Source organism: Teichococcus aestuarii (assembly GCF_003116135.1).
Classification (GTDB): Bacteria; Pseudomonadota; Alphaproteobacteria; order Acetobacterales; family Acetobacteraceae; genus Pseudoroseomonas; species Pseudoroseomonas aestuarii.
On sequence record NZ_PDOA01000007.1, the window covers coordinates 1 to 20,521 of the forward strand.

Below are 20,521 nucleotides of genomic sequence, written 5' to 3' on the forward strand. Positions count from 1 at the left end.
ACCGTGAGGCCTGGCCGCCTCGATCAGCGGCTCCCACACCGCCCAGGTCGCATCCGTGAGAAGCTGCTCGTCCTTGCCCTTCGCCATACCCAAAACATGGGAGTAGCATTCAAGCTCTAACAGGCCTTAACCCTTTTGTGGGTTGTGCGATGCGAGGAACTTGGATACTGGAATTGACCAATTCGACGGGAGATCGTCTCCCGGGAGCATTATCGAGCCCTCGCTGAGGCGGAGGCCATGCAACAAGGTCCAGTGATCAGTCCGATGTAGGTCTTCAGAGACCCATCACGAAGGCCAAGCCTTCGTTTCGAGACACCTTGCTGCCGCCGGCAGGCGCGTTCTGTCGCGTATCTGCCCCCGATTCCACATAAGTTGCCGTGAGCGACGTTGAGCGTCGCCTCTCTGCCGCCGCGCGCCCCACCGGCGCCGCCTTGGAGCATTGCTGCCATGAGCTTGGCCAATATAAGGGCCGAGTGGTTCGGCAATATCCGCGGGGATCTTCTCGCGGGCATGGTCGTGGCTCTCGCCCTCATTCCAGAGGCAATCGCCTTCTCCATCATCGCGGGCGTGGACCCGAAAGTTGGCCTCTACGCTTCTTTCTGCATTGCCGTAGTGATCGCATTTACGGGTGGCCGCCCAGCGATGATTTCCGCGGCCACCGGCGCCATGGCGCTGGTGATGGTCACGCTGGTGCGGGACCATGGCCTGCAATATCTGCTCGCTGCCACCATTCTCACCGGCATCCTCCAGATCATCGCGGGTCTTCTGCGGCTCGGCGACCTGATGCGCTTCGTCTCACGCTCAGTGATGACCGGCTTCGTCAACGCTCTGGCCATTCTGATCTTCATGGCGCAGATCCCCGAGCTGGTGGGTCACGGCTGGCAGACCTACGCCATGACAGCGCTGGGCTTGGCCATCATCTATCTGCTGCCGCGTCTGACCACGGCGGTGCCGTCGCCGCTCATCGCCATCGTCGTGCTGACCATCCTCGCCATCGTCAGCGGCATGCCGCTGCGCACGGTTGGCGACATGGGCGAGCTTCCGGCCGAGCTGCCGTTCTTTCTGTTTCCCGATATACCGCTCAACCTCGAGACGCTGCGGATCATCCTGCCCACCGCAGTGACCTTAACCGTGGTCGGCCTCCTGGAATCGCTGATGACGGCGTCCATCATCGATGATCTTACTGATACGTCCAGCGACAAGAACCGCGAGTGCAACGGCCAGGGCGTCGCCAACATCGTGTCCGGTTTCTTTGGCGGCATGGCGGGTTGCGCAATGATTGGCCAGTCCGTCATCAATGTGAAATCCGGTGGACGCGGACGACTTTCGACGCTGTTCGCCGGCGTCTTCCTGCTCTTCCTGATCCTGGTGCTCGGCGAATGGGTGCGGCAGATCCCGATGGCCGCCCTGGTCGCGGTGATGATCATGGTCGCAATCGGAACCTTCAACTGGCGTTCGGTTGCCAATCTGCGCGTGCATCCCAAGAGCTCCAGCACCGTGATGCTGGCCACGGTCGCCGTGGTGGTCGCCACGCATGATCTGGCCCAGGGCGTTCTCGTCGGCGTGATGCTCTCCGGCCTCTTCTTCGCCCGGAAGGTGGCGCGCATCGTCCGCGTCCGGTCGGAACTCTCAGCCGATGGCAAGGCGCGTACATACTACGTCCGCGGCAACATCTTTTTCGCTTCGGCAGCCTCCTTTGGCGATGCCTTTGACTTCCGCGAAGTGTTGGAGCGCGTCACTATCGACGTCACGCAAGGCCACTTCTGGGATCTGACAGGCGTTGCCGCGCTGGATCGTGTGGTGCTGAAATTCCGCCGCGAAGGCACACAGGTGGAAATCGTCGGGCTGAACGAGGAGAGCATCTCACTCGTCGACCGCCTGGCAATGCACGACAAGCCGGATGCGCTCGAGCAACTCTCGGCACACTGAGGGGGGGATCATATGGCCAGAATACTCGCCTGCACCGACGGCTCGATCTATGCGCCGAGTATTTATGGGCATGCCGCCTGGGCGGCTTCCCGCCTGAACGCGGCCGTGGAGGTTCTGCACATGCTGGACCGCCACCCCGGCGCAGCCAGGGAAGCGGAGTTGAGCGGCGCCATCGGATTTGACGCCTCACAGGATCTTCTCCGGAAGATGGTCGAGCTGGACGAGGCTCAGGGGCGCCTCGCACAGCAGCGATCAAGAGCCATCCTGGAAGACGCCGAGTGGGTGTTGCGCGCTGCGGGCATTGCCGAGGTCACCCTCACCCTCCGCCATGGGGCGCTGGTGGAGGCGCTGCCGGAGTTCGAGAAAGCCGCCGATCTGGTTGTCGTCGGCAAGCGCGGCGAGGCGGCAGACTTTGCCAAGGGCCATCTGGGCAGCAACCTGGAGCGGGTGCTGCGCACCAGCATTTGCCCGGTCCTGGTCGCCTCACGCGCCTTCAAGCCGATCAGCCGGGCGGTGATCGCCTATGATGGCCGCGCCGCCTCCCGCAAGGCCGTCGAATATCTGGCGCGGCGGCCGCTCCTGCATGGTGTCTCGGTTCATCTACTCACCGTCGGAAATGCCGGTACCGACGAGGAAGGGCTGGCTGAGGCGCGCTTCAGGCTTGGTGAGGCTGGCCTGGACGTTCATATGCAGATCCTGCCCGGAAGGCCGGAAGACGTCATAGCCCGCGTGGTCGCCGAAAGCGGGGCTGATCTGCTTGTCATGGGCGCCTATGGCCATGGTGTGTTGACGCGGATGTTCCTCGGCAGTGTCACCTCCACATTGCTGCGCGAGTGCCGCGTGCCGGCTTTGGTCTTCCGCTAGGCCCCGCGCCGGCATGGGAGGGAAAAGCCTGCACGGCTTTCGCCAGCCCTCCCGGCGTCCTGCTGATGCTGCTGTCCGGTTTCGGGCAGACCTATCTTCACCGCGCTGCTCAACAGCGCCCTGCACAACAGCCCTGGCGGATCGAGTGGGAATGACAGCTGATCGAAGTTGCGAACCATCCAAGAATGAGCGCCATCACTACCTGGACTATCTGCGCGCCATTCTGATGTTCCTGGGCATTCCCTACCATGCGGCGCTGGCCTTCTCGTCCCATCAGGCCTGGATCGTCGAAGCGGAGCGGGACTCGGCCCTGCTGAGCTGGGCGGCGCAGTTCAGCCACACCTTCCGCATGCCGGTGTTCCTCCTGATCGCCGGGTTCTTTGCGATGATGCTGTGTCAGCGGCGTCCCGGATCATGGTGGCGAAGCCGCCTGGTCCGCCTCGGCGTGCCTCTGGCTGCCGCAACGATCCTGATCAATCCACTGCTCATGCTGGGAAGGGCACTTTGGCAGGCTGAGCCCAGCCAGGTCTTGGACCTGTGGCTCAGCATGCTGGCGACACCTGGCGAGCCCTGGGTGTCGCACCTCTGGTTCCTGATCGATCTGCTGATCTATTCCTCGATCCTGGCGGTGCTGTTGCGCCTGCGCTGGATGCCAGCGCTGGCGCGTCGCGCCGACAAGGTTGCCGGGTTGATGGCTTCGCGCTGGTGGGTGGCGCCTGGCCTGCTGCTGTTCAGCGGGGTCGCTGCGCTAGGCACGGTGGTGGCGCTGAGTGTCCTGGGCCTCAACTCGACCCTTCATGGCATGTTGGTGCTGGCGCGCACCTCGGCCCATCTGCCCGTCTTCCTGTGTGGTGCCGCCCTTGCGCTGCGCCGCGACTGGCTGGACCGCTTCACGCGCATACACTGGTGGATGTGGGCGGCAGGGCTTGTCCTGGCGGCGGCACTGGCCGCTGTGCAGTGGCGGGACGAGGACATCTACCGGGCCGTGACCTTTTTCCTGATGCCCGTCGTCGGCATCCTGTTCGCCCATATCCTGATGTCGGGGATGCGGGCCTGCTTTCAGGGCGCCAACAGGCTGGTGCAGATCGCGGTGGACTCTTCCTTCACCGTCTACCTGGTGCACCAGGTTTTCATCGTGTTCGGCGTGGTGCTTATGATGGGCAGCGGGATTCCGGTGCTGCTGCAGTTCGTGCTGCTGGTGGCGGCTTCCACGATCCTGTCGCTGGGGTTTCATCAGCAACTGGTCCGTCGCCGCCCTGTGCTGCGGCTGCTGTTCAACGGCGTGCTGCCTGAGCGTGCGGCACCGCTGGCTGGAGCCGCCGCTGCCCCGCGAGCGGGACGGATATAGTACGGGCCGTGTAGCCCCCGGTGATCCGAGACGTCCCCCTGCCCCACCGGCTGCCAGCAGATTTCGGCGTACACGGCAGCAGGGGGTTCTCCCGGGCAGGCTTCAGCTTGCTCCGGATCCTTGGGCAAGGTCGGCGGAGGCGGCCTGCCGCCGCAGGCGTCTCCCTCCGCCAGCCCGGCACTCCATGCCGGCAATCGCGCCAACAAGGCACAGCAGCACCGCCCATCCGTAGATGGAGCCGAACGTCGCCTGGACCCAGGCAGGTGATCCCATGAAGGCCAGAACCCAAGGGACCGGGATCAACAAAAGCGCCGCCGCCAAGCTGAGAGCCCAGTTCAACGGCCGGAGGAGAAAAACAGGCAACAGGAAAAGCGTGTAATGCACCCAGGCGAGCGGTGAGGCGAGCAACGCACCAACCAGGCCCAGCGCACTCGCCTGTGCCAGGCTGGGCCGGCAGCGCCAGGCCCAGAGGGCAAGCGCGCCCAGCACCAAGGCGCCGGCGGGCGCCGCAAAGGCACCGAGCCCGCCTCGCTGCAGCAAGCCGGCCAGCGAGGCGTTGGTGAGGAAAACGGCGCGGTTCCCTTCCGCGGCGAGCACTGCGAACCATTGCTGGTAGACCTCAGGCCCGTAGAGCAGCACGGGCAGAAGGCTGAGCAGGAGCGCCGTGACGCCAGCAGAAACTGCAGGCCGGTAATAGCCTGAGAGGAACAGCAAGACTGGCCAGACAGCGAAGTTCGGCTTCACTGCAACGACGAGGCCGATGGCAACACCCGCCGCCAGGCCCCGCCCCCGGTCGAGCAGCAGCCAGGCAGCCGCCGCGCTCAGCACCAGCGGCAGGTAGATCTGCCCGAGCACCAGCGTGTCCCAGAACCCGGCAAGGGCGAAAGCCCAGAGAGCAGCCAGCCAGCGCCCATCGCCGCTGCCCTGGCGGCGCACCAGCAGCAGGATCGTCGCGACGTAGCAGAGCACGGAAATGCTCCACCACAGGCGGAAGCCCTGATGCGGGTCCAGCAAGCCCAGCAACTGAAACAGCGGCAGCGCGGCCGGCGGATTGAGGTTGGGGTTCCAGGATTCGAAGCCCGGCAACGCCACGTGGAACGTCAGCGGATAGATGCCGTAGGGGTCAAGGCCCTCTGAGGCCGCCCGGCCGGAGGCGATGAAGGAGCCATAGTCCAGAAGCCCCGGCGTTGGCAGTGCCCGCGCAAGGCTCCAGACGATGAGCGGCAGCAGCAGCAGGCACAGGGCAGCGGCCAGCGCGCGCCGCGCTGGAGGAGAGAGCGACGCCGCCATCACCGGGCCTCCTCTGAGGCCTCGGCCGGCGGCACGACACGCATCACCGAGAAGTCCTGGCCACAAGCCACCGGCTGCACGGCAAGGCCCGCCAGCCAGTCCTCGCAGCCCCACTGGTACATGGCGATATAGACTCCCGCGAGCGGCGGCTGCACCTCATCGGCCCGCGAGGCCACGGCCAGCGCGTTCTGGACCAGCGGGCGGAACGCCGCCGCGTCCGGCACGCGGGCGATCGGGCCACGGTCCAAGGCTTTCATCTCCGGCAGGAGCGGCTCGAAGACGAGCGGATTCTGCCCCGCCTTGGCAAAGAGGCTGGGGATGATGGCCTGGCGGTCAATCATCGCGTAGGCGACGATGTGTTCGGGCGGCGGCCGCATGCGGCGCGTCTGCGTCCAGTCGCCGAGTTCAATCGGGTAGCGCGCGGCGGGAATGATGAAGCTTCCCGGCGGAATGCGCTGGAAGGCCGCGACCATCTCGCCGATCACCTTCCCCTGGACGCGCCAGTCCTGCGCCAGAACGTAGCTGCGCGAGCCCAGCAGCAGCAGGATGACCATGGAAGCAATCGCCGTCGCCAGCGGGCGCGGGCGGCGTGGCACGATTGCAGCGAGCAGCATGAAGGCCGCGGCGATGGCGATCCGCCAGTCCAGGAAGAATGACTCCATCGCCGAATAGGGCAGCACCAGCACCAGCAGGGCAAAGAGCGCGGCAACCAGCAACAGGCCGGGATGTAGCCGGACCTGCCGCATCGTCAGCGCCAGCACCAGGGCTGCCACCGAGATCAGCGAGGCGGCGGCATCCGCATGCGGGTTGCCGGAGGAAAGCAGGCGGGTGAAGGGAGAGAGCTTGACGAAGGCGCTGAAGTTGAAGTGCGGGCTCAGCGGCAGGCCATGCGACGGGCTGATCGCCCAGTAGAGCACCAGGGCCGGGATGAATTGCGAAGCCGACGCAACGAGGCGCAGGAAGGCAGGGCCAAGCCCCTCGCGCCGCCGCAGCCAGGCGTGCCGCAGTTCCAGCGCTGCGATGGCCACCGCGTAGAGGCCGAAGGCGACGAGGTGCGCGAGAAAGATGAGCAGTGCGAAGAATGCGCCCAGCACCACCTGCTGCCAGCGCGGCCGTCCCTCCATCAGCAGCCAGGCCGCGAGGCCCCAAGGCAGCAGGGCGAGACCCAGGTTGTAGTTGAGAAAGCCCCAGAAGAACATTTCGTTGGTCAGGAAGACGCCGGCCAGAAGGGGCCAGACGCTGTAGCGGCCGGCCACGGCCCGATTGAGAAGGTAGAGACCGCCCAGCGTGAGGATGAAGGTCAGGGCCAGCAGCAGAAGGCCCGCCGCCCGCGCATCGGCAACCTGCATCAGTGCCAGCATCACCACGTCCGACAGCATGTTCGGAATCAGAAAGCTGGCAAGCCGGTAGTTCGCCTGCAGGCCGGGGCTGCTGGCCCAGTGATTGATAGCGTCAACCCGGGCCAGGTGGTTGGGATAGTCGAACAAGGGTGGCATGCTGGTGGCCAGCAGCGGCAGCAGAGCCACCACGAGGCAGAGCGCCAGGGTGACATGCGCCCAGGCGGCGCTGGTGATGTGCACGCGCCAGGAGCGGTGCGGGACGGCCGCCGTTCCGACAGACAGATCGCTGAGGGGCATCAGGGGGGGTGCTCGCTCTCGCTGGGGAAGGCCTCTTGCAGCCGACACTAACGTCCAAGCTGGCTGCTGGTTCACCCCAGCAGCCGAAGGCGGATTTCAGGGGTGCCGCGCCAGTGGCGCGGCGTCGCGCAGGATGGGGCCGTTGCCAGCGCGGAGCGTCGCCTGCATCAGCACGACGGTATAGGGGTTCCAGGTGGAGACGAGGAAATAGATCGTTGAGGAGAGACCGGGCTCGCCCTCGGTGAAGGGGGAGATCAGGTAGGGCCCATATGCCTCGCCCGGTGTGAAAGGCGTGTGCGGATCCGACACCGTGTGGCAGCGGCGGCCGAGGCGGACAAGCTGCAGCAACGCGGGCTGCTGCTGCGGCGGCCGCCCGGCGCTGATGAAGCCGCATTCACCGTCTTCCCGCGCCGGATCGACCAGCGCCTCCGGCGCCGACCAGGGGCCCCAGGGCTGATCGGCGGTGCGCAGGAACGTGGCGGCGCGCGGGCCGCCGCAGGTATAGAGCAGCATCCATTTCTGGAGAAAGGCGTTCCAGCCGGCCGAGAGTTCGCCGAGGCAGGGCTGGTCGAAAAGCGGCACGCTCTCCGCCTCGTCGGCGCTCCAGCGCGGCGCCTGCGTCACCGGGTCGAGGCCGGCGAAATGCCGCAATGCGCTCGTATCCTCGACGGCGCCGGCAGGCAAGAAGGCAAGATGCGGGTTGCTGCGGCGGAAGTCGCCGCTGCCCCAGAGCAGCACGCCGGCGCCGTCGGGGGCCGGCAGGTTCTGCACCTGCCCTGCAGATACAAGCACCGGCGCGACATGCACCATCTTGTCGCGCGAGATGTCGTAGAGGTAGCGGAATTCGTGCCCGTCATCATCCGACCGCGCGAGGACGGAACGGCCGACATTTCCGCGCTCGCTATGATCGCCAGTGGCCAGGATGTACATGCGGCCGTTGAGGCTGAAGCCGCCTGTCGGCACCGCGAAGGCACCGGAATACACGCCGGGGATCTGCAGTTGGCGGAAGCCGCCATCCGGGTCCGTCAGAAACGACAGGCGGATGCAGTCCCGCGGGTTGGTGGTGTCACTGACCGCCATGGAATCCGCGTCTCGCGCGCGGACCAGACCGCCACTCGGATGCGTGTCGCCGAACAGGAAGTAGAGCCTGCCCTTATGCTCGAAGGAGGCGCCGAGATCGGCCCCCCAGAACTTGAACCGGCGCTCCGTGGCATTGACGGTGGGCATGCCCTGCTGGCGATCGAACTCGCCGACCACCTGGCAGATCTTGCGTATCTCAGGCCCGCTGGCATGCGAGGTGCTGTTGGTCGCGGAGGAGGAGCGATGGACCGGCAGCAGGGCGAGGGCCAGGAGCATCCAACGCCACGAATGCGCAAAGCGAAAGCGACCAGTCATGCCATTTTTCCGGCTCTGGGCAGAGGGATGCCGCGCAGTGGCGGACCGATCCCGGGTAGGGCGGGAATGTGACGAGAGTGTGGAGAAACAGCAGCGCCCGCCACAGCGTGGCCCTCTGGCAGGCTCAGAGCAAGTTGAGCATCGCGGCGCAAAGGGCGCCGAGCGCGACGCCGCCCAGAACCTCTTGGGGCTTGTGCCCGAGGCGCCCGCGCAGCGCCGCCACATCAGGCCGCTCGGGAAAGGCCGCTTTCAGCGCCAGGGCCTGGGCGCCGATCTTCTGGCGCAGGTCCATGGCATCGATCATCACGATCACCGCCAGGGTCAGTGCCACCGAGAAGGCCGGCTGGCCAAAGCCGTCACGGAAGCCGAGCAGCCAGCAGGTGGTCCAGACGATGGTGGTGTGCGTGCTGACGGCGCCGCCGAGGCCGATGCCGCGCCAGGCGGCCTTGCGGTCGCGCAGCGTGTTGATGGCGAACTTCAGGCTGCCTGCAGCGAGATAGCCAAGCAGGGGGGCGAGCGGATAGGTGAGGTCCACGGATGCTCCTGCGTCAGATGGAAAGGCGCTTGAACAGCCTCTCGGGAATGGCTTTGATGATCAGCATGATCAGGCGCCAGAAGCCGGGATAATAGATCTCGTCGCGTCCCTTTCCGGCAGCCTGCAGGCCGGCACGTGCCGCAGCCTGGGGCGAGGCCACCAGGAAAAGGCCTGGCAGGCCCCAGGTCATGGCCGTGTCGAGGAAGCCGGGCTTCACGGTGACGACGCGCACGCCGTCGGCCAGCAGGCGCCCGCGCATACCCTGGAGGTAGGCGTGCAACCCCGCCTTCGCCGAGCCGTAGAGGAAATTCTTGCGCCGCCCACGGTCACCGGCCACCGAGCCGAGCACCACCACGGCGCCGCCGCGCTGTGCACGCAGACCGGGTTCCAGCCGGTTCAGCAGCGAGACCACGCTGAGAAAATTCACCTCCACGATGGAGCGCGCCAACCGGAAGTCGCGCATGGCCGCTTCCTGGTCCGGCATGCTGCCAGCGGCGAAGAAGAGGTTCAGGCGGTGCCCTTCGGCCAGCCGCCAGCAGGTCTCGACGAAGGCGTCATGGCTGTCGAAGCCGGCGGCGTCGAAGTCGAGGCACTCCACCCGGCGCCCGGTGCGCAGGCGCAGGTCGGCGGCGGTGTCGGCGAGGTCGGCCTGGTCGCGCCCGGCGAGCACGAGGTCGGCCCCACCTTCCGCCGCAGCGCGGGCGAAGGCGCGGGCGACAGAGGAACTGGCACCGAGCACCACCCAGAGATCGGCCGTCATGCCGCACCATGGATCTGCAGGCGCCGCGCCATGTCCGAGCGCATGCGGCCGGCGGGGTCCACCCGCTGCAGCACCGCCTGCAGGTGCGGCAGCTCGGGATACATGCGGCGGAAGCCCTCAGGCGAGAGGCAGGCGTCCTTGGCCAGGTAGACCCGGCCACCATGGTCGAGGATCATGGCTTCAAGCTGGGCCATCAGCGCAGGGGTCTCCGGGCGGGCTGGAAGGTCCAGTGCCAGGGTGAAGCCCGGCAGAGGGAAGGAAAGATAACCCCGCCCACGCTCACCAAGCGTCTTGAGCACCGCCAGAAAGGAGGCGGCGCCAGCCTCGGCGACCCGCTCCATCAGCGCCGGCAGGCCACGCTCGGCCGCCGCGTCGGGCAGCACGCATTGCAACTGGTAGAAGCCGCGCTTGCCGTAGAGGCGGTTCCAGTCCAGCACCGCGTCGAGCGGATAGAGGAACTGCTCCACCGGCAGGATGCGCTCGCGCCCCGCAGCCGGGACGCGGCGGAAATAGGCCTCGTTGAACAGGCGGACGCTGTGGCGGTTCAGTGCGAGGGCCGGCAGGTCCACCGGCATGCGGCGCTCCCGGGCGGGCCGTGCGCGCGGCACCTCGCCGGTGGCATATTCCGCCGTCTGCAGGATGCCGCGCCCCAGTTGCCCACCGCGCGCCACGCCGTCGATCCAGCCGACCGAGTAGGTGGCCTGGCGCCGTACCTCGGCGAAGGCGGCCATGAAGCTCTGCAGGTCGGGCAGGCGGCGCTCGTGCACCACGAAATGCGTCGAGGGCGCTTTCTGCAGGTGGAAGGCGGCGCGCAGGATCAGGCCGGTCAGGCCCAGACCACCGATGGTGGCGGCGAAGAGCTCCGCTTCCTCCTCGCGCGAGGCGCGCACCAGCCGGCCATCGGGCAGCACCAGCTCGATCCAGGCCAGATGGTCGCCGAAGCTGCCGTGGCGGTCGTGGTTCTTGCCATGCACGTCGTTGGCAATGGCGCCGCCGATGGTGACGAAGGCGGTTCCCGGCGAGACGGGCGCGGCATAGCCGCGTGGCAGGAAGGTGCGCAGGATGTCCTGGAAGGTCACGCCGGCCTCGCAGACCAGCAGGCCTGTGTCCGGCACGAAATCCAGCAGGCGGTTGAGGCGCTGGGTCAGCAGCGTCGCGCCGCCGGAGTTCAGCGCCACGTCGCCATAGCTGCGGCCGCCACCATAGGCGATCAGGCCCGGTGCCGCCTCGGGCGCAAGGAGCAGCGGAGCAACCTCGCGCTGCCGCTCGGGCCGGCTGGCCAGGGTCTCGGCGCGCGTGACGCGCCCCCAGCCCTGTAGCGCCATCCGCTTCCAGGCCATCAGAGAGCCTGCCGGGCGCGGCGAAGGGCCTGCGGCAGGGCGAGGCAGCCCAGAGCGACGGCAAACCAGAGCGTCGTCACGCGGATCACCGCGATGGCTGGAATGGCCAGCTCCATTGGCACGCCCTGGGCTGCGAGCAGGGCCAGCATGGTTGCCTCCGTGCCGCCCACGCCGCCAGGGATCAGGGTGACTGCACCCACCAGCATGCCGGCGGTGAAGATGAGGACGGCATGATGCAAAGGCACCTCCGCGCCGAAAGCCTGCAGGATCAGGAAAAAGGCATAACACTCGGCCAGCCAGCCGGCCAACGCCAGGGTAAGGGTCAGCAGCAACACCTCCGGCGAGAAAAGTGCCGCCATCCGCCGAACCATGCCGCGCAACCGGCCGAAAAGCCGCGGCCACCGGCCGGTGGCACGAAAGGTCATGCCCACCGCGGCCAGCGCTATCTGTGGCCGCAAGGCCAGGAGAAAGGAGACGAAGGTGGCGACAAGGGCGGTGGCCAGCAGCCAGGGCTGCGGCGAGGCGGTCAGAAGGCAGAACAGCATCAGCAGGCCAACCGCGCCGAGATCGCTAAGGCGGTCGGCGACCAGCACCGGAAGCGTCCGCTCATAGGGCGTGCCGTTGCAGCGCTGCATCATCCAGAGGCGGAAGGCCTCGCCGACCCGGCCCGGGGTCGTGGTCAGGGCGAAGCCCGAGATGTAGTAGAACAGCGACTGCCATAGCGAGACTTCCGCGCCAACCCGACGGCTGTAGAGGTGCCAGCGCAGGCCGCGCAGCAGGTAGTTCGCCAGCGACAGGCCGAGCAGGGCAGCCGTCAGCGGCAGACTGAGCGACCGCAGATGCGACCAGACCTCCGGCCCGCCGGCTAGCGCCGCCGCCACGGCCATGCCGATGGCGAAAAGACCGATGACGGCGATGATGCCGAACTCCAGGCGGCGCAGCTTCGGCGCCGGCAGCGCCTCCAGGGCCAGCATCACAGATGCACCAGCAAGGCAAAGCTGACCGCCCAGCACGCCAGGCTGCCAATCATGAAACGGTCGGTCAGCAGGATCACCGTCGGCGCGCCGGAACGTTCTTCCACCAGCGTGATCTGCAGGTAGCGCAGAATGCCGGCGAGCACGAAGGGCAAGGTGAGGTAGAGATCGGGCGTGCCGAACCGGGCCACAGCGGCCTCGTTTGTCGTGTAGATGACATAGGCAACCAGCAGCGCGCCGAGCACGACGGCGATGGCGGTGTCCAGGAAGAGCTTGTTGTAGCCGTTCAGGCTCCTGCGATGCGCAGTGTCGAGCGCGCGCACCACGTCATCGCGCCGCTTGGCGAGGGCCAGGAACAAGGCGGCCAGCCCAACGCAGACCATCACCCAAACCCCGGCGGTGACGCCGATCGCGACCGTGCCGGCCACGATGCGCAGCACAAAGCCGAGCGCGATGATCATGACGTCGATGATCGAGGCATTCTTCAAACCGAAGGAGTAGGCAAGATTGGCCGCAAAATAGACGGCACCGATGGCAGCGAACCGGGGGCTTAGCCACAATCCCAGACCCAGGCCGGCCAGCAGCGCGAAGGCTGCAAGCAAGAGGGCGATCTGCAGGCTGATGGCGCCGCTGGCAATCGGGCGGAACCGCTTGACCGGGTGCACGCGATCGGCTTCCCGGTCACAGATATCATTGATGATATAGACGGCACTGGCCAGCAGGCAGAAGCTGACCACGGCCGAAATGATAAGGTATAGGTTTTCAAGTGTGAGATCTGCCGGGAAGAGCAGCAATGGCGACGCGACAATGGCGTTCTTGACCCACTGATGCGGCCGGAGGAGGCGCAGCGCCGCTGGCAACCGCGCCGGCTCGCCGCTTTGCCTGACGAGACGGATACCTGTCAGCGCAGAAAGCGCTTCGAGCCGGCCGGCAAGTCTGTCGCTCATTGTTTCTACCTCCGGTCGTGCGGGCTGCGCGGTTCGATGTTCCAAATTCTCAAGTTACCGGCGTGAACGACGCCGTCAGGCGCCATCGAAACCAGCTTTGGTGCAAAGGCCTTTCTCAAGCCGGTCGAGCAAAGGGTGCAGTGGGAAACTGCATAGCTTCCGAGGCAGTGACTTCGCGTGGGGAAGCTTATTTTTGAAAATTGGTTGCTTACCAATAACGCTTTCCCCGCCGCGCTCACAAAAATATCTGCAGAAGCTCCATTGCGGAATGGCGGCGCAGGTCGGCCACCTTAGGCTGTTCGCCAAGGTCAAGCTCGGAGCTTCTCTTTCTGCTTCACGCACAAGTCGAAAGAGTGGCGTTGGTGCCGCCGGCAGAGCCGCATGTTCCCGCCGGCGACCAGCAGAGATTATGGAGTGGTGCCGGTTGTGCCGGTGCCGGTTGTGCCGGTGCCGGTCGTGCCGGTGCCAGTCGTGCCGGTGCCAGTCGTGCCGGTGCCAGTCGTGCCGGTGCCAGTCGTGCCGGTGCCAGTCGTGCCGGTCTGCCCGGAGGTCTGATCGGCTTGGCCGCCAGAGTCCGAAGCGTCATCGCAAGCCGCTACCCCGAGGGCAACGGCAAGAAGTGCCGCCGCAGCAGCCGTGTGAAGCTTTGAAGCCATGTCTTGGGTTTCTCCAGGCTGGTGTTGAGTATTCCTGGGTGCTTTGCCGCCCTCGCGCCTGCCTGGCTGCAGCAGGGCTGCACAGCGAGGCAGCGCCTCGGGCCGCAGCTGGTCGCCGCCTGTGGGGATGGCGCCGCCCAAAGGCCTAGAAGATCAGTGCAAGCAACCCGATGACGACAAGCAGGCCGATCAGGAAGATCAGGCCGATGGTGCCGCCGAGGAGCTTCAGAATGCCGCCAATCATAATCATCTCCTTGGTCAAGGAATTTTGGCCCGGGAACAGCCTGCTTCTACTCGATGATGTTGCGTCAGCCGGACGCCGTTCCCGCCATGACGTTATTCTGCTTGAGGCGCCGGTGACGTATCCTGCTCCGCAGGCTCTCCGCTCTGGCCAAGAGCGATGACGGCCTGCCCGCGATTCTTCCCAAGCGCACCCTGAGCGGCGACCTTGGCGCGGCCAATAACGTTCCGAGCCTTACCTTCTTGGTTCATTCGGCCCTCCGCTTCATCTTCTCATCACCCGTCATGGTGCCAGCGTCCTTCTTCACTGCGCCGTCGGTCTGTTCGGCCGAGCCTTTCATACGGGCGCTGTCTGTCATCTCCGGCCGTCTGGCTTCTATGTCCTGGGCCGCATGCGCCATGGCCACCTTCCTTGCCCGCGGTCGAGCGGGCGAAGACCCGTCAAACCCTGTGCCGGATCGGTCAGAGCTGGAATGGCCGCCCACGCCAGGCATGACCTTTGCCGATGCCGGACAATGGTTTGTCCCGACCGATTCAATAACAAAAGGCACGGCGAACAGGTTGCAGTAAAGCCTGCGCTTGTTCATTATTTTATTTATAAAAGATCCTCAAATGCATGTTCAGAATTCGGAAAGCGTGTTCATTAATCCGAACATTGGCGGTTTCGAATTTGCGATACTTTGGCGCATCGTGCTTTCATACTTCGCTCTACGGTTCAGCAGGCGACCTTGGCGGCAACCGGCCCGAAGCCGCCCTGACTTCCTCCTTCGCTGAGCAGGCGACGACAGCGCCGCATTGGCGTTGAGCAGAAGTGGCAGCAGACATTGCGATTCTCCCCGATGGCATTCCGTCTTCCTCTCCCGCCGCTTGCCCTTCGTGTGCCGCTCCTGACGGCAGCCACTGTGTTCCTGTTCACCGTGACGACAGGACAACTCGTCAGCTGGGCGATGGGGCAACGATTGGATCAGGAGGCAGAGCGCCTGGGCCGGGTGTATCTCGATGGTCTTGCCGCCGCGGTACTGCCAGCGGTGCGGAATGGTGACGCCGAGGCGCTCCAGGAAGCCCTGCAGCGCGCGCTTGGATTTCAGGAAGGCATCCGGGAACGGCGGATTGCCATCGGCTCTGCGGATGGCCAGCGGCTTGCCTCCGCCGGAATCGGCCCCAACCCTGAATGGCCTGCCCCCTTTGCCCGCGGCCTGCGTGGCCATATCTGGGAATTGGCCACCGATGGCGACGCGGTCTGGGCGCAGCGCCCGCTCAAGGACCGTGGGCAGGTGATCGGCGTGGTCGCAGCGAAGCTCGACGTCTCTTCCATCACGGAGCGCCGGCGCCGGCTTGACCTGGCGATGCTGAGCTTCGGCCTGGCCATCGCCTTGATCGGCGCGGCCTTCTCCGCACTTGCCGCGCGCCATGCCCTCAAGCCAGTGCTAGCCATCACTCAGGCGCTGCGGCGGGTCGGAGCCGGGCAGCTCGAACCGCTTGCCGAGCCTATGATGCCGCCCTCGGACAGCGAGGCAGGTCGGCTGGGGCATGCCTTCAACGGCATGGTCGCGCAGCTCACCAGGCGGGAAAACCTCTCCCGGCGTCTGGCCGAACGGGAGCGGGCGGCATTGCTCGGCCGGCTCGTCGGGACCGTCGCGCATGAGGTGCGGAACCCGCTCGCTGGCATGCTGACCGCCGTTGAGACGGCGCGACAGTTCGGCCATGACGAGCACGAGCGGAATGAGGCGCTGGACGTTCTGGAACGAGGTTTGCGCCAGATTGAGCGGGTCGTTGCCTCGACCCTGGCCGTGCACCGTGACTGGGGTCCGCCACGCTCCCTCGCCGCAGCGGATTTCGAGGATCTGCGCGTGCTCGTCACCCCTGCCGCACAGCGGCGTGGCATTGCGCTCGACTGGTGCGTGGCGCTGCCAGAACCTTTCCCCGTGGACGCGCTGCGTCTACGGCAGATGGTGCTCAACCTCCTGCTGAATGCGGTTGCGGCCACGCCAGCGGGTGGCCGCGTCCGGCTGGAAGTGAAGGTGGGAACCGATGCGCGGCTCGCCGTTGTGGTCGAGGACAGCGGTGCGGGCCTTTCGCCAGCCGCCGAGCGGCGGCTTTGCAGCCCTGCTTCCCCCGCAGAGGACGATGCGGCGCCTGTCCTCGGGCTCGGGCTGGAGGTGGTTGCCGCCCTCGGTCAGCAACTGGCCGTGGAGATCGCGGTGCAGCCTGGAGCAGGTGGGCGTGGCACGCGTATCATCCTGCAGGCCGCCGCCACATTGTCGCAGAACGAGCCAATGCCTCCGGAGCTTCTCGCATGAACCAGGAAGCCGCGCTTTCCGTGGCGCTGATCGAGGACGACGCCGTTCTGGGCCGATCGCTGGTGCAGCGTCTGCGGCTTGCGGGGGTTGCCACGCACTGGGTACGCTCTGCCGCAGAAGGAGAAGCGCTGCTGCGCCGCCATCGGCCGACAATGGTGCTCTGCGACATCCGCCTGCCCGACGAGAGCGGCGAAGCTCTCATCGCACGGCTGATGCCGGAGCTCGGTACGACACCGGTGGTGGTGATGACAGCCTATGGGGGCATCGAGCAAGCCGTGCGCCTGATGCGCCTTGGCGTGGATGACTACCTGGCCAAGCCTTTCCCAGTGCAGCAGCTCCTCCACAAACTGTCCGGCTTTGCCGAGTTGCAGCGTGCACGCGCGGATCCTGAGGCCGGCGCCGCAGGGGCGCAGGGCATGCCCGGCTGGCGCTCGCCGCCCATGCGGGCCCTGCACAGCCTGCTTGGGCGCACCGCAGAAACAGGAGTTCCGGTGCTGATCACCGGAGAGAGCGGCGCCGGCAAGGGTTACATGGCGCGCATGCTGCATGACATGGGCTCGCGGGCGCAGGAACCCTTCGTGGTGGTTGATTGCGCCGCTCTGCCGGCCGAGCTGGCACAGGCCGAAGCCGTTCTGCTTGGTCAGGAAGGTGTGGGCCAAGGATCTGCTGCCGAGGAGGTCCCAGGGCTTGTTGGGCAGGCCGGCGCCGGCACGCTCTTCCTTGACGAGATCGCCGAACTGAGCACGGCACTTCAGGCTCGTCTGCTCCGCTTGGTCGAGGAGCAGGTATTCCTACCTGTGGGTGCCCGCCGGCCCCGCCCCTTCCGAGCTCGGATTGTAGCGGCCACGCATGCCGATCTGCGGTCCATGACGACAAGGAGCAGCTTCCGGCAGGATCTCTGGTTCCGGCTCTCAGTCCTGGACCTGATTGTGCCGCCGCTGCGTGACCGGCCTGAGGATATCGACGAGCTCGCATGCTACTTCCTGCGTCGCGTCACGGGCGGCAGAGCCGAGACATCATTCAATTTCGCTGCGGACGGGCTGGCGGCGCTGCGGGCACATTCCTGGCCCGGCAATCTTCGTGAATTGCGCAACCGTATCGAGCGTGCGGCGCTATTCGCCGCCACCTCGCAGATTGGCGCGGCGGATCTCTTTCCGGAGCGTTCCCGGAGCGGCGAACCACCTGATGCTGCGGCAGGCCCGCATCCTGTTGGCCAGCCGATGTCCTCCAACTCCAGTGATTCAATCGAAGAAGGTAGGCAATCGCTGGCTGAGGCGCGCGACTTGGCTGAACGACAACATATCAGCCTTGTCCTGGCGGAACATGGAGGCCGGCTCGGCGATGCTGCCCGGGCGCTCGGCGTCTCGCGCACCACGCTGTGGGACCGCATGCGGCGACTGGGACTGAAGGCACGATGAGGGCCTCCGCGAGAGCTGCTGGCCTGGATACCGAAGGGGCGCGGCGCAACGGATGGCAAGACGTTCTTCGAGAGTCACGCAGCTTCTATGAAGGTTACGGTCTGGTGTCCTGGCCACTGCCGCCCATGGCGCGGATGTCGAAACCCTGCATTGGCTTCCATGCCATGCAGATGACGTGCTTCGGGTCCTGGCCGAGCTGCCTATCGAAAACGCAGTCCGCCGGACCACATCCGCTCTGGCAACGGGCGGGCGTTCGCGGCCAAGGCGGTGCGCAGTTGGCTGGGGCGGGAGATCTTCTGCTCGCTCTGCGAGGCCGAGGTGCTGATCGAGCGCTGGCGGCGGCACGACAACACGGTCCGGCCACGCAGTGCCTTGGGCTATCGCCCGCCAGCGCCGGATACAAGCTGCCTCACCTTGCTCGGCCTGCCTACGCTCTGCTCCCGCACGCCCAGCCGGGCGCGCCATGCCACCGGATGGCCATGGTGAGCGCCGAGCAGGCAAGTTGCGCCCGCCACTGCTCGCGCTTGGCCCAGCCCAGCAGCTTCGGGGCAACGGCAAAGGCATGGCGGCTGTGGGTGGCCGGGGGACGGAAGCGCCGGCGGACGATAGCCTGGCTCCCATAGGCCCGCATGAGCCTGTCTCGAAATGGCCCCGGCGAACAGGACAACCGGCGGCATGCAGGCGCCTGCTGCAGGCGCGGGCGGCCATAGCGGCCATGGTGATAGTCTGCAGTCGCCGGAGATCGGCCAGGCATCAGTTGCGCGTGTGCGGCCATGCGGCATCGGGACTCATGCCGCAACCCTTCTGCCTGCTGCAACTTTAGAGGGGCAGATCGCGTCGAGGTCTGGCATCGGTCTTGGGTATCAAGGTTGCATGGCATGCTCATCCACGTTGCATTCTGCCGCGCGACAGGCCGCGCCGGCTTGGCTCCGCTCCGGGAGGGCGCGCTTCATCGCGCCTCCTTCCCTGGTGTTCGCGCCTGCGGCACGGACAGCCGGCGCCCATCCTCTTCAGGCAGATGAGCGAGAATAGGCAGGACGGCCTCGGGCCAAGCCGCGAGGCAGCGCTGAACGCCGAGGTGGCCCGGCTTCGCGCCGAGCTTGCCCGCGCGAGGCCGGGGGCCGGCCCCGTCCCTGCCGAAGCACCGCCGGCAGAGGCGCAGAACGAAGCCCTGCATCGCGCCACTGCGGCCCTGGCGGCGAGCGAGGAGCGCTTCCGCCTGATCGTCGAGAAGGCGCGCGACTACGCGATCTTCCTCACCGATGCGGAGGACCGGATCACGGACTGGCTGCCAGGCGCGGCTGTGGTGTTCGGGTGGAGCGCCGCGGAGGCGGTGGGGCAGCCGGGCTCCCTGCTCTACACACCGCAGGACCGCGAGCAGGGTGTGCCCGAATGGGAGGCTGCGGTCGCGCGGGAGAAGGGTTCGGCGCCGAATGTGCGCTGGCACCTCCGCCGCGACGGCTCCCGGGTGTTCATCGAGGGCAGCAGGACCGCTCTGCGAGGGCCGGACGGCAAGCTGCAGGGCTTCCTCAAGATTGGCCAGGACGTGACCGAGCGCCGTGCCGCCGAGGGCCGCCTGCGTGAAAGCGAGGCGGCGCTGCGCAACCTGAACGAGACGCTGGAGGTGCAGGTGGACACGCGCACCGCAGAATTGCGCAGCGCGCTGGATGCCCTGCAGGCCGAGGCCATGGACCGCATCCAGGCCGAGGAGGCGCTGCGCCAGGCCCAGAAGATGGAGGCGGTGGGCCAGCTGACCGGCGGCATCGCGCATGACTTCAACAACATGCTGCAGGGAATCATGGGCAGCCTGGAGCTGATGCAGCACCGCGTCGCGCAGGGGCGTGTGGCGGAGGCGGAACGCTTCGTGGATGCGGCGCGGCAGGGGGTGGAGCGTGCGGCGGCACTGACGCACCGCCTGCTGTCCTTTGCCCGCCGCCAGGCCCTTCATCCCCGCGCGGTGAATCCGGATCTGCTGGCCACGGGCATGACGGAGCTGATCCGGCGCACGGTCGGGCCCGAGGTGCGGGTCGAGCTGCGCCTCTGCGACGGCTCCTGGCCCGTGCTGTGCGACCCGAACCAGCTGGAACATGCCCTGCTCAACCTGGCCATCAACGCGCGCGATGCCATGCCGGAAGGCGGCAGGCTGGCGATCGCCACCCGCAATGTCCATCTAGACGCGGCGGAGATCGCCTACCAGGAGGGCGCCCAGCCCGGCGACTATGTCGAGATCGCGGTGACGGATACCGGCACCGGAATGGACGAGGCGACCAAGGCGCGCGCCTTCGAGCCGTTCTTCACCACGAAGCCGCTCGGCCAGGGAACGGGTCTCGGTCTCTCCCAGATCTACGGCTTCGTGCGGCAATCCTATGGCGCGGTGCATATCGACAGCGCCGTTGGCCAGGGCACGACGCTGCGCCTCTACCTCCCGCGTGCGGACCGGCAGGGCGAGCATTCCGTTGCCGCCGTGCCGCAGCCGGCGGCCGGGAGGCGCTTCGCCGAACCGGCCGGGCAAGGCGTCGTGCTGCTGGTCGAGGATGAGGCGCCGGTGCGCTCGGTCTCGGCCGAATATCTGCGCGAACTGGGCTACCGGGTGCTGGAGGCCACCGATGGCCCTTCGGCGCTGCGCATCCTCTACGGCCAGGAGGCACCCCAGGTGGCCTTGATGGTGACCGATCTGGGCCTGCCGAACGGCCTCAACGGGCGGCAGGTGGCCGACGCCGCACGCCAGCGCTGGCCAGACCTGCCGGTGCTGCTGATCACGGGCTATGCCGGGGACGCCTTGAAGGAGCCCCTGGCACCCGGAATGATGTTGATGACCAAGCCGTTCGAACTCGGCGCCCTCGCCGCGAAGGTGCAGGAGATGATCGGCAAGGCCAGGTAGAGGATCC

At 66.7% G+C, this 20,521-nt stretch carries 16 protein-coding genes and 1 pseudogene; 7 read left to right on the forward strand and 10 right to left on the reverse strand.

Features of this window, described 5'->3' with window-relative positions; genetic code table 11:
- The first annotated feature begins 447 nt into the window (after positions 1 to 447).
- From CR165_RS11860 to CR165_RS11870, 3 genes are all read left to right on the forward strand, one after another.
- Complete coding sequence (locus tag CR165_RS11860; protein WP_109517209.1) at positions 448 to 1,929, forward strand: SulP family inorganic anion transporter; 1,482 nt, start codon at positions 448 to 450, stop codon at positions 1,927 to 1,929.
- Between the two features lie 12 nt (positions 1,930 to 1,941).
- Complete coding sequence (locus CR165_RS11865) at positions 1,942 to 2,793, forward strand: universal stress protein (RefSeq protein WP_109517210.1); 852 nt, start codon at positions 1,942 to 1,944, stop codon at positions 2,791 to 2,793.
- Positions 2,794 to 2,944: 151 nt separating this feature from the next.
- The gene (locus CR165_RS11870; protein WP_181378128.1) at positions 2,945 to 4,141 is read left to right on the forward strand and encodes an acyltransferase family protein; all 1,197 of its coding nucleotides are present in this window, start codon (positions 2,945 to 2,947) and stop codon (positions 4,139 to 4,141) included.
- Between the two features lie 102 nt (positions 4,142 to 4,243).
- On the opposite strand, the gene CR165_RS11875 is transcribed toward CR165_RS11870, so the two are convergent.
- From CR165_RS11875 to CR165_RS25025, 10 genes are all read right to left on the reverse strand, one after another.
- Complete coding sequence (locus CR165_RS11875; RefSeq protein WP_109517212.1) at positions 4,244 to 5,431, reverse strand: glycosyltransferase family 87 protein; 1,188 nt, start codon at positions 5,429 to 5,431, stop codon at positions 4,244 to 4,246.
- Positions 5,431 to 7,068, reverse strand: coding sequence for a hypothetical protein (locus CR165_RS11880; RefSeq protein WP_109517213.1), 1,638 nt, complete (start codon positions 7,066 to 7,068; stop codon positions 5,431 to 5,433). Before CR165_RS11880 ends, CR165_RS11875 begins: the two co-directional genes overlap by 1 nt.
- Before the next feature lie 96 nt (positions 7,069 to 7,164).
- Entirely contained in the window at positions 7,165 to 8,424 is a 1,260-nt protein-coding gene (locus CR165_RS11885; RefSeq protein WP_181378129.1) for a DUF4185 domain-containing protein, read from the reverse strand.
- A 163-nt stretch (positions 8,425 to 8,587) separates the two neighbouring features.
- Complete coding sequence (locus tag CR165_RS11890; RefSeq protein WP_109517215.1) at positions 8,588 to 8,998, reverse strand: divergent PAP2 family protein; 411 nt, start codon at positions 8,996 to 8,998, stop codon at positions 8,588 to 8,590.
- 13 nt (positions 8,999 to 9,011) lie between these two features.
- Positions 9,012 to 9,758: an SDR family NAD(P)-dependent oxidoreductase gene (locus tag CR165_RS11895; protein WP_109517216.1), complete on the reverse strand. Its 747-nt coding sequence runs from the start codon at positions 9,756 to 9,758 to the stop codon at positions 9,012 to 9,014.
- On the reverse strand, positions 9,755 to 11,098 hold the full coding sequence (locus tag CR165_RS11900; protein ID WP_109517217.1) for an FAD-binding protein: 1,344 nt from the start codon (positions 11,096 to 11,098) through the stop codon (positions 9,755 to 9,757). Before CR165_RS11900 ends, CR165_RS11895 begins: the two co-directional genes overlap by 4 nt.
- Entirely contained in the window at positions 11,098 to 12,072 is a 975-nt protein-coding gene (locus CR165_RS11905) for a lysylphosphatidylglycerol synthase transmembrane domain-containing protein (protein ID WP_109517218.1), read from the reverse strand. The genes CR165_RS11900 and CR165_RS11905 overlap by 1 nt, the downstream gene beginning before the upstream one ends.
- Entirely contained in the window at positions 12,072 to 13,019 is a 948-nt protein-coding gene (locus CR165_RS11910) for a decaprenyl-phosphate phosphoribosyltransferase (RefSeq protein ID WP_109517219.1), read from the reverse strand. Before CR165_RS11910 ends, CR165_RS11905 begins: the two co-directional genes overlap by 1 nt.
- An 801-nt stretch (positions 13,020 to 13,820) precedes the next feature.
- Positions 13,821 to 13,919: a small membrane protein YohP gene (locus CR165_RS26280; protein WP_456316316.1), complete on the reverse strand. Its 99-nt coding sequence runs from the start codon at positions 13,917 to 13,919 to the stop codon at positions 13,821 to 13,823.
- Between the two features lie 244 nt (positions 13,920 to 14,163).
- Entirely contained in the window at positions 14,164 to 14,316 is a 153-nt protein-coding gene (locus tag CR165_RS25025) for a hypothetical protein (protein ID WP_181378130.1), read from the reverse strand.
- Between the two features lie 438 nt (positions 14,317 to 14,754).
- Here CR165_RS25025 and CR165_RS11920 point away from each other — a divergent pair, with 438 nt between their 5' ends.
- From CR165_RS11920 to CR165_RS11935, 4 genes and pseudogenes are all read left to right on the forward strand, one after another.
- Entirely contained in the window at positions 14,755 to 16,215 is a 1,461-nt protein-coding gene (locus CR165_RS11920; protein ID WP_109517220.1) for a sensor histidine kinase, read from the forward strand.
- Entirely contained in the window at positions 16,212 to 17,633 is a 1,422-nt protein-coding gene (locus CR165_RS11925) for a sigma-54-dependent transcriptional regulator (RefSeq protein WP_109517221.1), read from the forward strand. The genes CR165_RS11920 and CR165_RS11925 overlap by 4 nt, the downstream gene beginning before the upstream one ends.
- Before the next feature lie 169 nt (positions 17,634 to 17,802).
- Positions 17,803 to 18,119: pseudogene (locus tag CR165_RS25630) on the forward strand (integrase core domain-containing protein); the annotation flags it as partial.
- A gap of 532 nt (positions 18,120 to 18,651) precedes the next feature.
- Positions 18,652 to 20,514 (forward strand): hybrid sensor histidine kinase/response regulator, encoded by a 1,863-nt coding sequence (locus CR165_RS11935; protein ID WP_109517222.1) that lies wholly within the window; start codon positions 18,652 to 18,654, stop codon positions 20,512 to 20,514.
- Positions 20,515 to 20,521 lie beyond the last annotated feature (7 nt).

What these genes read in the sequence shown, in the direction of transcription:
- CR165_RS11860 (WP_109517209.1), top strand. Translation starts at nt 448, where the DNA reads ATGAGCTTGGCCAATATAAGGGCCGAGTGGTTCGGCAATATCCGCGGG.
- CR165_RS11865 (WP_109517210.1), top strand. Translation starts at nt 1,942, where the DNA reads ATGGCCAGAATACTCGCCTGCACCGACGGCTCGATCTATGCGCCGAGT.
- CR165_RS11870 (WP_181378128.1), top strand. Translation starts at nt 2,945, where the DNA reads ATGACAGCTGATCGAAGTTGCGAACCATCCAAGAATGAGCGCCATCAC.
- CR165_RS11875 (WP_109517212.1), bottom strand. Translation starts at nt 5,431, where the DNA reads ATGGCGGCGTCGCTCTCTCCTCCAGCGCGGCGCGCGCTGGCCGCTGCC.
- CR165_RS11880 (WP_109517213.1), bottom strand. Translation starts at nt 7,068, where the DNA reads ATGCCCCTCAGCGATCTGTCTGTCGGAACGGCGGCCGTCCCGCACCGC.
- CR165_RS11885 (WP_181378129.1), bottom strand. Translation starts at nt 8,424, where the DNA reads ATGCTCCTGGCCCTCGCCCTGCTGCCGGTCCATCGCTCCTCCTCCGCG.
- CR165_RS11895 (WP_109517216.1), bottom strand. Translation starts at nt 9,758, where the DNA reads ATGACGGCCGATCTCTGGGTGGTGCTCGGTGCCAGTTCCTCTGTCGCC.
- CR165_RS11900 (WP_109517217.1), bottom strand. Translation starts at nt 11,098, where the DNA reads ATGGCCTGGAAGCGGATGGCGCTACAGGGCTGGGGGCGCGTCACGCGC.
- CR165_RS11905 (WP_109517218.1), bottom strand. Translation starts at nt 12,072, where the DNA reads ATGCTGGCCCTGGAGGCGCTGCCGGCGCCGAAGCTGCGCCGCCTGGAG.
- CR165_RS11910 (WP_109517219.1), bottom strand. Translation starts at nt 13,019, where the DNA reads ATGAGCGACAGACTTGCCGGCCGGCTCGAAGCGCTTTCTGCGCTGACA.
- CR165_RS26280 (WP_456316316.1), bottom strand. Translation starts at nt 13,919, where the DNA reads ATGATTGGCGGCATTCTGAAGCTCCTCGGCGGCACCATCGGCCTGATC.
- CR165_RS25025 (WP_181378130.1), bottom strand. Translation starts at nt 14,316, where the DNA reads ATGGCGCATGCGGCCCAGGACATAGAAGCCAGACGGCCGGAGATGACA.
- CR165_RS11920 (WP_109517220.1), top strand. Translation starts at nt 14,755, where the DNA reads ATGGCATTCCGTCTTCCTCTCCCGCCGCTTGCCCTTCGTGTGCCGCTC.
- CR165_RS11925 (WP_109517221.1), top strand. Translation starts at nt 16,212, where the DNA reads ATGAACCAGGAAGCCGCGCTTTCCGTGGCGCTGATCGAGGACGACGCC.
- CR165_RS11935 (WP_109517222.1), top strand. Translation starts at nt 18,652, where the DNA reads ATGAGCGAGAATAGGCAGGACGGCCTCGGGCCAAGCCGCGAGGCAGCG.